The 10360-nt window shown below is 53.0% G+C and carries 13 protein-coding genes; 1 reads left to right on the top strand and 12 read right to left on the bottom strand.

All coding sequences use genetic code 11. The annotated features are described in order from the left end of the window. Positions 1-15 precede the first annotated feature (15 nt). Genes CS948_RS02690 through CS948_RS02705 form a run of 4 tightly spaced genes read right to left on the bottom strand, consistent with a single transcriptional unit; the run spans position 16 to position 5723 of the window. A complete protein-coding gene (locus tag CS948_RS02690) occupies positions 16-282 on the bottom strand; it encodes an HU family DNA-binding protein (protein WP_176554884.1) in 267 nt (88 codons plus the stop codon). 45 nt (positions 283-327) lie between these two features. Beyond that, complete coding sequence (locus tag CS948_RS02695; protein WP_240053686.1) at positions 328-1578, bottom strand: TolC family protein; 1251 nt, start codon at positions 1576-1578, stop codon at positions 328-330. Positions 1579-1602: 24 nt separating this feature from the next. Next, positions 1603-4710 (bottom strand): efflux RND transporter permease subunit, encoded by a 3108-nt coding sequence (locus CS948_RS02700; RefSeq protein WP_255301834.1) that lies wholly within the window; start codon positions 4708-4710, stop codon positions 1603-1605. Further along, positions 4707-5723: an efflux RND transporter periplasmic adaptor subunit gene (locus CS948_RS02705; protein WP_099290216.1), complete on the bottom strand. Its 1017-nt coding sequence runs from the start codon at positions 5721-5723 to the stop codon at positions 4707-4709. The genes CS948_RS02700 and CS948_RS02705 overlap by 4 nt, the downstream gene beginning before the upstream one ends. Positions 5724-5900: 177 nt before the next feature. Between CS948_RS02705 and CS948_RS02710 the strand changes: the two genes are divergently transcribed. Then, positions 5901-6749, top strand: coding sequence for a helix-turn-helix domain-containing protein (locus tag CS948_RS02710; RefSeq protein ID WP_176554885.1), 849 nt, complete (start codon positions 5901-5903; stop codon positions 6747-6749). 271 nt (positions 6750-7020) lie between these two features. On the opposite strand, the gene CS948_RS02715 is transcribed toward CS948_RS02710, so the two are convergent. From CS948_RS02715 to CS948_RS02745, 8 genes are read right to left on the bottom strand one after another with little or no spacing between them, the layout of a single operon-like run. Beyond that, positions 7021-7614 (bottom strand): DUF6549 family protein, encoded by a 594-nt coding sequence (locus CS948_RS02715; RefSeq protein ID WP_099290218.1) that lies wholly within the window; start codon positions 7612-7614, stop codon positions 7021-7023. After that, positions 7607-7819 (bottom strand): hypothetical protein, encoded by a 213-nt coding sequence (locus CS948_RS02720; RefSeq protein ID WP_099290219.1) that lies wholly within the window; start codon positions 7817-7819, stop codon positions 7607-7609. Before CS948_RS02720 ends, CS948_RS02715 begins: the two co-directional genes overlap by 8 nt. An 8-nt stretch (positions 7820-7827) precedes the next feature. Continuing rightward, positions 7828-8301, bottom strand: coding sequence for a glycoside hydrolase (locus CS948_RS02725; protein WP_099290220.1), 474 nt, complete (start codon positions 8299-8301; stop codon positions 7828-7830). Then, positions 8298-8588 carry a hypothetical protein gene (locus CS948_RS02730; RefSeq protein ID WP_099290221.1) on the bottom strand — a complete coding sequence of 97 codons (291 nt, stop codon included), beginning with the start codon at positions 8586-8588 and terminating at the stop codon, positions 8298-8300. Before CS948_RS02730 ends, CS948_RS02725 begins: the two co-directional genes overlap by 4 nt. Then, the gene (locus tag CS948_RS21555; protein ID WP_176554886.1) at positions 8585-8761 is read right to left on the bottom strand and encodes a hypothetical protein; all 177 of its coding nucleotides are present in this window, start codon (positions 8759-8761) and stop codon (positions 8585-8587) included. Before CS948_RS21555 ends, CS948_RS02730 begins: the two co-directional genes overlap by 4 nt. Further along, positions 8754-9278, bottom strand: coding sequence for a hypothetical protein (locus CS948_RS02735; RefSeq protein WP_240053675.1), 525 nt, complete (start codon positions 9276-9278; stop codon positions 8754-8756). Before CS948_RS02735 ends, CS948_RS21555 begins: the two co-directional genes overlap by 8 nt. A 29-nt stretch (positions 9279-9307) precedes the next feature. Further along, positions 9308-9574, bottom strand: coding sequence for a hypothetical protein (locus tag CS948_RS02740; RefSeq protein WP_099290222.1), 267 nt, complete (start codon positions 9572-9574; stop codon positions 9308-9310). Positions 9575-9578: 4 nt separating this feature from the next. After that, positions 9579-10352: a PolC-type DNA polymerase III gene (locus tag CS948_RS02745; protein WP_099290223.1), complete on the bottom strand. Its 774-nt coding sequence runs from the start codon at positions 10350-10352 to the stop codon at positions 9579-9581. Between the last annotated feature and the right edge of the window lie 8 nt (positions 10353-10360).

Consider the following 10360-nt stretch of genomic DNA (forward strand, 5'->3'; position numbering starts at 1 on the left):
ATGAATCCTATAACCTTATTTCCTCCGACGTGGCTCCACAAAAACGACTTTCCGTACCCCTTCGGTTACGATATACTTTTTCAATGAAGGAGAGTAAAGCCGTTTCGATGAAATGTCCTTGGCAACGAAAGAACCGAAACCCGACCATTTCATAGACTCACCTGTCGCAAGGGTGCGCTTGGTTATCTCGACGGCCTTATCGAGCACCAAAGTTATTTTTTTCTGCGAAATAGGCAATTCGAGTTCCTGAGAAATGGTACGAATCAAGTCTTTTTTATTCATTGGAGATTCAGTAATCGGGATATATATCATATTTCGACAAACAGCTTACCTACCCGTCGCTTGTAGATATTCCGTTTTCTTTATTTCATAATTCGCATAGCTCTCCGCATATTTGTCTTTGCTCTGCTTGAACAGCATTTCTGCATCCAGCAAATCGCTCATGCTCGAAGTCCCGGCCTTGTAATAGTTCTCGTTCAGACGCAGATTTTCCGCAGCCTGATCGATAGATTTTTGGGCGATAAGTACCTGCTGATAAGCACTCTGCAAATCATTCTGCGTTTTCTGCATGCGGATTATGAGCTGCTCCCCGCCGTCGTTGAGTTTCGTCACCGCATTCCTATACCGGTATTTCTGCTTTTTGACGCTGTACGGGGCTTTCCATGAGATAGGAACCGACACGCTGACCATGCCTATGAATGAGTTCTGCGAAGGCCCCATGAAGTCCTGATACATATATCCGCCGCTGACAGAAACGGTGGGCAGGTATTCTCCCAAAGCCATCCGTTTTTGCAATCTGGCTGCATCCACATTCTTTTGCAGCAGGCGGTATTCGGGTGTTGTTTCGAGGACGTCGGTATGATTCACGAACAGCGCATCGGGAGAAACGGGTGCCGTGTCGAGCGATATTGCCACTTCCACTTTATCCGATTCCACTCCCATGTACTGCGCCAACAGCATCTTGCATACTTCCAAATTCTTCTCCACGTCGATGAACGCACTTTGCGTATCGTTCTTGCGGAGCTGTACTTGAAGCAGGTCGTTGCGCTTGCGGATACCGGCTTCAACGGCATGGTTCACGTCGCGGTTCATGTTATCCAACAACTCTCTGACACTTTCGAGTGTCCGCAGCTTCTCGGTCAGGACGACAATCTGCCAATAGTACCTGGCAACCGTCAGCTTCACTTCGTTTTGGGTCTGATGAAGTTGCAGTTCGCTTATTTCGACACCCAACTCGGCCAGCTTATGACCGTTCAGAATCTTTCCTCCGGCATAGATGGGAAGCGATGCCATCACACTGCCGTACATTCCCCCGTCCATCAGTTTCATGGTCTGGTCTCCCATTGCCATCTGCAACATGGCGTCATCGGCTTTCATGGCTCCGCCCATCAGTGAAACCGAAGGCAGAAAATTCGTGAAGGCTTCTTTCTTTTCCATCACTGCGACAGAACGGTCGTTCGTCGCCGTTTTTATTTTTGCGTTCTGCTCCAATGCCAGACGGCAGCACTCTTCAAGCGTGTAGGTCTGTGCCGTTCCCGTCAAGGGGAGCAGAATTAGCGAGATTAATAAGTATTTCATGTTCATTTTCTTTTTTCGTTAATCTTAACTTCGTTCAAAATGCTTCCGCTCGGCTGAAACGGAGCAAGCTCCTTTCCGCTCTCGCTTACCCGCAATTTTCCAATAAATGACCGGCAGCACGGTAACGACCAGTACGAGCGCACCCAGCCCGCCGAAAAGAATCGTGATACCCACGGGTTTCCACATGGCGGAACCCGCAGCGATCATCGGCACGACACCTACGGCAGTCGTTACCGTTGTCAAGAAAATGGGAACCATACGTCGCTTGCCCGCTTCGAACGCGGCTTCGCGTGCCGACAGCCCGTTTTTCATCCCTTCCTCGGCGTGCTCGAAAATGAGAATCTCGTTACGCATAATAAGCCCCATAAGCGTGATGAACCCGAAGATGGTCGTCAATCCCATCGTAGTGTCGGTAATAAAAAGTCCGAACATGGCTCCGGGGATGAACAGAATGACGGCCAACATGCAGACGAACGTCAGCTTGTATTTCTTGAAATTGAACAGCAGGAAGAAGAAAATGATAATCATAGCAATGAACAGACCCGCCCCGAGCTGCGGCAGACTCTCCTCGTCGTTTTCTATTTCTCCGCCTATCTCGGTCGTGACACCCTGCGGCAGGCGCATCTCTTCCTCTACGAACCGCTGCAAATCAGGGGCGAAGTCCTCCGCTGTCATGGTTCGTGGAAGTTCTGCCGTAACAGTCATGCAGCGCACTCCGTTACGGTGGACGATTTTCGCCTCGCTCCACTTGGGGGACACTCCGGCTACCTGTTGCAACTGCACCTTTGAGGGAGAGGTCATCGGTTGTAGGTAGATATGATCGAAGTCCTCGAATCCAGCATCGTCCCAGCGGTCATCTTTCAACACGACCGGCATTCCGTAATCCCCCTCCCACAGGGTCGTTACCGGACGGGCATCGATCTGCGACATCAGGCCGAGCGAGAGGGACTGGCGACTGATACCCAACTGCGCGGCGGCTATCTCGTCCGGCGTAACTTCCACGATCGGTTCCGGCTGTTCGAAGTCGGTGCGCACCCACATCAGGTCGGGATTGCGGCGCATGTAGTCCATAAGCTGTCCGGCGGCACAATGCAAAGAATCCAGTTCTTCCCCGTAAAAACGGAACTCCAATGCCTGAAACACTTGGGAATCCAACTGTTTGAACTTGACAAAAGCATTCGGGAAGGCTTCCGAAAGCCGTTCCGTGTATTCGTCCACGAGTTGCTCCGTGGCCTCGTTCGAGGTGGTGTTCACGATGAACTGCGCATAGTTCTTTCCGCCTTGCTTCGGGGTGTAGGAGGCTTGGAAGCGGGGCGATGCACAACCTTTGAACGAGGTGATGGCACGCACTCGTTCGTCCCTGCTCAACACGGCATAGACCGAATCGGCCACTTGGACTGTTTCGGCCAGTCCCGTTCCTTTCGGCAGGTAGATTTCTACGGCGAACTGGTCACGTTCCGAGCAGGACATCATGCGCCGTTTGACCTCACCGGCATAGAACACCGTGGAGAGCAGGACGGCGGCGGCCATGCCCAGCGTCAGCCACGCATGACGGAAGACCCAGCCGAGCAGCCGATCGTATATTTCCTGCACATGATCCGTGATGCTTTTATGACCTTCCCTATGGGTTTTCTTTTTAATCAGCGTTACTAATAGGATCGGAATGACTACCAGAGCCACGAACAGCGAGGTCATCAGGTTGATGGCGATGGTAATCGGGAAGTCATGTAGAAAATCGCCTTTCTGCCCCGTACAGGTAAGCAACAACGGGAAGAAGATGGCACTGATACAGGCCGTGGCCAGCAGCATAGGCATGAAATAGGTCGAGATGCTCCGGCAGGCGGCGTGCCAGCGGCTCATCCCCGTGTTCAGGTATTCCAGATATCCGTCGATGACGATGACTGAATCGTCCACGACCATACCGAGCACCACAATCAGGGCTGCCAGCGTAATCGTGTTGAGTGGGATACCGGCCAGATACATGATGCCCACCGAGATGAACGTCGTTACGGGAATGGCAGTGGAGGCGACCAGTGCCGAGCTCAACGGGAAGAGGATCATCATTGTGAGGATGATGACCGCCATCGAGATGAACAGGTCGCGCAGAAATGAATTGACGCTGGCACTAACCACACCGGCCTGATCGCTGATGGTGTGTATGCTCACGTCCTCCGGCAGTTCGGCGGCCTTGATCTCCGCCAGCATGGTTTCAACGTCCCGCCCGTATTGCACGATATTGTTTCCAGCCAGCATTTCCAGCGAGATGATGACGCAGCGATGCCCGTTGTATTCGATGAAACCGTCCGTCAGGTCGTACCCGCGCTCCACACGCGCCACATCCTTTACCCGGACTACCCGGTTGTCGGCGTCACTGTATATAATCAGTTCGGCGATTTCATCTTCGCCCCGCAAGGCGGGCGACACATGGACAGGCATGTCCTTCTGCCAGCCGCTCACGCTTCCGCTGACGGTGGTGATGCCCTGCGCGGACAAAGCATCGGCCAACTGCTGGCTGCCAATGCCGTATGCCGACAGCCGATTGTAATCGACGATGACGGAAATCCGCTCCTTCACGTTCCCCAGAATGCGCACATTCGAGACGGAAGGCAATGTCCGCAGGCGGTCGCCTATCAGGTCGCAATACTTTTCCAGTTGCCGGTAATCCCGGCTGTCGCTTTCGACGGCGACAAGCAGCGCGGACGTGTCGCCGAACTCGTCATTTACCACCACATCCGCCACACCTTGCGGCAAAGTGCTCTTGAACGAGTTCAACCCATGCTTGATCTTGCTCCATACTTCATCCTTGTTGTCCACGTCGTCATTCAGCTCCACCATGACGCTGCAAATCCCGTTCTGGCTCGTGCTGGTGGTTTTCGCACGCTTCACCTCCTTGAAGGTGAACAGGTAGCGTTCGAGCGGCCTTACGAGCTGCTCTTCCACCTCTTCGCTGGTGGCCCCCGGATAGACACCTACCACGACACCCGTCCGCAGGGTGAAATCGGGAAACTCCGCTTTCGGCATTTTATCCAGTCCATAAATTCCCAAGATAAACATCAGCCCCACGACCAGAAAGGTGAGGCGGTAGTTGCGCATCATCCACGCCACCCACCGGCTGTTCTTTTCCTTGCTCATAGCGCTGACACTTTACTTCCGTTACTCAATTTCTGCATCCCTTTCACGATGACGCTATCTCCGGCCTGCAAGCCCTCCGTGACGACGATACGCCCGCCATAGGCCATACCCGTCCGGATGTCCTTCCGCTTTGCCGTTCCGTTTTCCACGACCCAGACATAACGGGAATCGCCCGTGCCCGCCATGACAGCGGTAATGGGAACCGAGAGAGCCGGGGTGCCCGTCTGCCCGAACGTCACGTCGCAGACCATTCCCGGCAAGAGCCGGCCTCCGGGATTGTCCACGTGAATGCTGATGGGATATGTATGCGTCATGGGGTCGCTCTGTACGCTCTTCACGATACGTCCGCCCTTGAACGAAGCCCCGTCGAGAGCCGCGACGTACACGCCGCACTCCGTATCCGCGTGTATGCCACCGATCTCTTTCTCCGGAATGGATACATTCACTTTTACCTTGTTTATGTCGAGTACGGTCATCACGGGTTGAGCCGGCATGACCGTCTCTCCAGTCTGGGCGAACTTGCGGCCTATCACACCGCTGATGGGCGCGAGCAGACGGCTGTCAGCGAGGTTTTTCCGAGCAATGTCGTATGCCGACTGTGCCTGCGAAAGCCGGCTCTGCGTTTCGACCCATTGTATCTCGGGCAAGCTGTTGTTGTCGTGCAGAAATTTCATACGCTCATAGGCGTCCTGTGCCTGCGAAAACAATGCTTCGGCAGACTGTAACGCCTTTTGCAGTATCATCGGGTCTATCTCGACCAGCAGCTGACCTTTGTTTACCCGTTGCCCCTCATCGACGTAAATCCGTTTGATCGTACCGGCAGTGGGAAAACTGACGGAAGAGGCGCTGTTGGCCTCGACCTGTCCTACATAGGGTTTTACCATGTAGTCGCTCACAGCGACTACCGTTTCCGTTTCGACCTTGACGGTCGGGGACTCTTTTCGCTCACTCTTACTGCCGCAGGCGCATAAGAGCACAGCTACCATTGAAATCAAAATCGACTGTTTTTTCATATCGCATCTATTTATGTCATTGAATTTTTTAGCAAAAATCCGCTTTTTAATCTGAGAGGAAGTTTTCGTTCTGGATACAAGAGTGGTAAAAATAGAACCATGGAGCAAAATAGGACACTCATAATACCTCGCAAGACACGAAGAATGGGTATATTTGCTGTTGAGATTCGACGTAATATGGAAATAAAGGATATATACTACATTGATGAGGATGTCGCACTGATGACTGATGTAAGTGATTTGTCAGAATACAACGGGGCGAAGATGGATTCCTACGTTTTTCTGGCTTGCCGGCAGGGACGGTTACAAATGGACATCAACGGGAAAAGCCATACGGTTCATGCGGAAACGAATATCACGTTTCTGCCCAACAGCTATATCGACAACATTCTGGTCGGCGTGGATGCAAGTATCGTCATGTTGAAACTATCCGTTAGGATCGTATCGGATCTGATGCGGGAACATATCGACCAATGGAACCGAATGATTTATATTTACAAGGCGTACACTATGCCGTCGGGAAAAGATTTGGAGGAGCAGATGCAGTATTACTATCGGCTTATTCTTTCAAAAATAACCGGCGCACCCCAGCCCTATCACAGGGAGATCATTCGCTCGATAATACATGCCATCCTGCTGGAGATGCTTTCCAATATGGAAGCGCACAACCTGCCGGAAGAAGCCGATGAATCTCAGACGAAAGTGCATTTCAACCGCTTTTTGGAGGTATTGTCAGATACGCCGGTCAAACATCGTCCGCTTAAATATTATGCCGACAAATTGTGTCTGACCCCCAAATACCTTTCAGTGATATGCAGGAAAGTCAGTCGGAAATCGGCCAGTTTATGGATTGAAGAATATACCAACGAAGATATCCGGTATCACTTGTTCAACACGAATTTGACAATCAAGGAAATCGCATTTAGACTGGGATTCGATAACCTTTCGTTTTTCGGGAAATACGTCAAACGGCATTTTGGACACTCTCCTTCTAAACTGAGACAGATGGCAAGAGGAATCAATTAACGTATTGATATACGATTTGATTTTTTTGGGGGGGGGCGTCAGGGCAATTGGCAAATTATAGTTTATTACTCTTTACTATTTGATGAAGTATCACTGACACCCGTATTTCACCTCGCAGTCGGTTGCCCTCAATGATTTCTATAAAACAATCGAATTTGTTTTAGTTTACGTGGTTCTACGAAAACGATTTTCCGCATACCCTTCGTCACGATATACTTCTTCAACATAGGCGAATAAAGCCTCATAATCGGTACTCGAATAATTAGATGGCTCATTTAACGAATATATACTCCGAATACCGTATTTCCGCATACGGATTGTCACTTGAAATGGTCTGATGAACGGCCTTTACCCGCCGCCAGAACCACCAGCCCTTATATTCCATCCACACCGCCTGGTGTAGCGTAACCGGCACCCGTATCTCACCCCGCAGCCGGTTGTCCTCGATGATTCCTGTAAGCTGGATGTGCGGCGTGATCATCTCCACCCTCTGGCGCAGAATCGGCACTGTATCCCGCACAACCACTGTGTCCCGTATCACGGCATCTATCGGTCCGGCTACCTCGACCTCATGCCGTGCCGCCGCTTCGAGGTGTTTGATTTTCACCCCGAGCCGCCTGATTTTCTCAGCATCCTCGGCACGCAGCCGCTTGTATTCGTCCACCCGCAACCGCAGCGCGTTCACATCCACCGCCATCGTCGTCGAATCCACCCGGATGCGCTTCATATCCGACAGCAACGCCTCGGTATTGCTCCGGTAGCGGTTGCGTTCCTCCTTGAGATAGCCGTTGCGCTGCCATAGAACTGCGACAGCCCCACCGAGCAACAGCACGGTGAGGCTCAGATACAGGGTACTCTTACGCATGGCAGACCGATTCGGCGGGGATGAACCACTCGTATTCCTCTTGGTACGGGTCTTTGAGAAACACCATATACCCCTTGCATCCGCGACGTTCGGGACCGGTGAGGTCTTCCGACACGACACCCGTTTTCCCGACCAGTTCCTCCAGCATCATCTCCGTAAGCTGGGACGATGCCACTATCTTCACTTTTGAATTTCTTGCAATCATAACGCTTTTTATTTGATGAATAGGATTTTGAATTCTTCTTCGCGTCGCCTCCGGATGGAGGGTACGGCTTTCCCTTTGTAGTGGCAGAATGCCGCATACTCGGAATAAATGTCCCGGTCTCCGGCTTCGAGCTTGCACACCAATCGGCTTTTCGGCCGTTTTTCGTACCCTAACAGCCGGTATTCACCCACATTGTAGGCCAACACGCCGAGCAACAGGGAGTCCGCTCCGAAACGGCGGAATACGGCGCATTTCTTTCTCAGGTCGGCACGCAATAACGAGTCCGCGAGTTTCTCGGTCATTGTCGGGAACGATTCGCCCGGCAGGAGTTTGTGCCCGTAACCGACATACGGGAGATGGCGGTGGTCGTGCATGCCTTCGTAATGTTTGATACAGGCCACGGCCGACTCGAAGCGTGCGTCTTGCGCCCGGATATGCCCGGCGGACAGGAGGAGCGCAACAGACAATATCCATCTGCTCATCGGTTGTGTTTTAAGAGTTCCTTGATGTCCTCCCGCATTTCCCGGATGTCAGTCTGCAAGGAGGTGAACTGGGTCATGGTGGCCTCGAAGACAGCCTTGTCGAGCTTGATGGCGTCGATGCGTTCGTACTGGTCCTGTACTTTCAGCTCCAGCGTCTGGCAGCGGCGTGTCAGTTCGTTGATATGCTCGGTGTTGCTGACATGCTGCACATAGAGGGTCACGACGAACGAGACGATGATGATAATCGTCCGAAAGTTGTCGCTGATGAAGTTTCTTACTTGTGTCATGATGGATTTTGTATTAAGATGGAAAAAGCATTCGTAATGGCCTCCATAAGCCGGGCGGCGACCTCGGAGTCCCGTAGCAGACCGTATAACAACAGCCCGAGGATAACGAGGATGTAAATCACCCGTTCCGCCGTGCGGCGGCTGAACTTCGGTCGGTTCCTATTTTCACTCATGGGGCGTGGATTGCGGTACGATGACGTTGAAGACTACGCCGCCCTCACCGCCGTCGATACGGAGTTTGGTTTCCTGCGAGCACTTGATGGGATAAAGCTCCATGAGGGCTTTGGCGGCATTGACGGCTACGGCACGCAACGGTGCCGGGGAAAGCGGCACGCCGAATTTGTCGGTGTACTCGGCCGAGGAGGTTTCGCTCATCACCGCTTTGAGTGTCTCGGCCACCTGCAACCGGGTGGCGATGGTCTCGACGTCGAACTGCACACTGTCAATCATCTCCCGAATACGGGCCGAGATATGCGGACGCCCCAGCAGCAGACGGCTGGCGATGGGTACGTTCTTGCCCTTGCCGAACACCTCCTCGTAACACTTGCGGTGGTTGCCGGCATAGAGCGGACCGCCGGAGACGTACAGCTCGCAGAACTTGTCTTCCTCTTCGGTCAGCGGCTTGTCCGCCAAAGGGACAGGCACCGCCGGCAGCACCTCGTTCGTCTTATCGCTATCTTTCTTTTTCATCACATTGTCGTTTGAAAAAGAATAGAGAATTACGGCTTCGGCGGTTGAATAAAATCCGCCTTTCTGGAGATAAGCTGCTCCATCAGTGTCTGGTAAAACACATCGGCCAGCGCGTCGGCACACGCTTCGGCATCTGCCAGCGAGTTGATGAGCCGCATGTTGAACATCACGTTCAGGTCATACCCCGTAATGGCGGCCATCAGCTCGTTGCCGTCGTAGTTCAGTATCCCGTAGGTCATGCGGTCTTCCACCCGGAACGTGACCCGTTCTATCTTGTCTCCTTTCTTCTCTTCCATAACTTCAGATTTTGAAATGGTTCCTCATCTTCGGTGTCCGCTGCTGCGAAATATCCGTATCCCCGTTCTGCCGCAGACGGCGGCTGCACAGAGCGGCCACTTCCCGTGTGGCCGTCACATCGGCATCGGCATCGTGGGCATCGTCCAGTTCGATGCCGAGACGTTCGGCCACCAGCTCCAGCTTGTAGGACGTGACCTGCGGATCGGCGGCTAAACAGAGCCGTGCCAGGTCGATGGTGTCTAAGTAATGAGGCTGGAAGTTCCCGTAAAAATCCGTCGTGCCGGCGAATACCTGCGCGAACTCTTTCTGTAACCCGGCATAAGCCATCATCTGTTGGAGAAAGCCCACGTCGAACGGGATGTTCTGCCCGATAAGCACGGGCTTGTAACGGACGCCCTTGCACAGGGTATGTTTGCGGGCGAAGTCGATGACATCCGCCGCCACCTGTTTCAAGAGGATGCCCCGTGTCCGCAGTAGGTCCATCGTGATGTCGGTGTAGTTCAGCGCGGCGGCCTCGTAGTTCATCGATTCGGAGGTGCTCTCCTGTTCGATCTCCCGACGTGTCTTGAGCACTTTGCGTTTGGGTGCCCCGCCCAAAGGCTGCTTGTCGTAAGGGGCGATATAGTTCGCATAGCGTCCCAGCACCTCGAAGGTGTCGAGCCGCACGGCCTGCATGGCGATCTGCGTGCAGGCGCAGCGCGTGCAGTCCAGACCGCCGGTCTCGAAGTCGAGCACGACGGCCGTATAGATTCCTTGTTCTGTCTTGGGTGTTGCCATATTATCCG

It is taken from the genome of Butyricimonas sp. Marseille-P3923, from assembly GCF_900184685.1.
GTDB classification, from domain to species: Bacteria; Bacteroidota; Bacteroidia; order Bacteroidales; family Marinifilaceae; genus Butyricimonas; species Butyricimonas muris.

Bases quoted from the DNA above. Each gene is read 5' to 3' on its own strand.
- CS948_RS21555 (WP_176554886.1), bottom strand. From the start codon at position 8,761: ATGAGTGAAAATAGGAACCGACCGAAGTTCAGCCGCCGCACGGCGGAA.
- CS948_RS02710 (WP_176554885.1), top strand. From the start codon at position 5,901: ATGGAAATAAAGGATATATACTACATTGATGAGGATGTCGCACTGATG.
- CS948_RS02735 (WP_240053675.1), bottom strand. From the start codon at position 9,278: ATGAAAAAGAAAGATAGCGATAAGACGAACGAGGTGCTGCCGGCGGTG.
- CS948_RS02690 (WP_176554884.1), bottom strand. From the start codon at position 282: ATGAATAAAAAAGACTTGATTCGTACCATTTCTCAGGAACTCGAATTG.
- CS948_RS02700 (WP_255301834.1), bottom strand. From the start codon at position 4,710: ATGAGCAAGGAAAAGAACAGCCGGTGGGTGGCGTGGATGATGCGCAAC.
- CS948_RS02705 (WP_099290216.1), bottom strand. From the start codon at position 5,723: ATGAAAAAACAGTCGATTTTGATTTCAATGGTAGCTGTGCTCTTATGC.
- CS948_RS02715 (WP_099290218.1), bottom strand. From the start codon at position 7,614: ATGCGTAAGAGTACCCTGTATCTGAGCCTCACCGTGCTGTTGCTCGGT.
- CS948_RS02745 (WP_099290223.1), bottom strand. From the start codon at position 10,352: ATGGCAACACCCAAGACAGAACAAGGAATCTATACGGCCGTCGTGCTC.
- CS948_RS02720 (WP_099290219.1), bottom strand. From the start codon at position 7,819: ATGATTGCAAGAAATTCAAAAGTGAAGATAGTGGCATCGTCCCAGCTT.
- CS948_RS02740 (WP_099290222.1), bottom strand. From the start codon at position 9,574: ATGGAAGAGAAGAAAGGAGACAAGATAGAACGGGTCACGTTCCGGGTG.
- CS948_RS02725 (WP_099290220.1), bottom strand. From the start codon at position 8,301: ATGAGCAGATGGATATTGTCTGTTGCGCTCCTCCTGTCCGCCGGGCAT.
- CS948_RS02730 (WP_099290221.1), bottom strand. From the start codon at position 8,588: ATGACACAAGTAAGAAACTTCATCAGCGACAACTTTCGGACGATTATC.
- CS948_RS02695 (WP_240053686.1), bottom strand. From the start codon at position 1,578: ATGAAATACTTATTAATCTCGCTAATTCTGCTCCCCTTGACGGGAACG.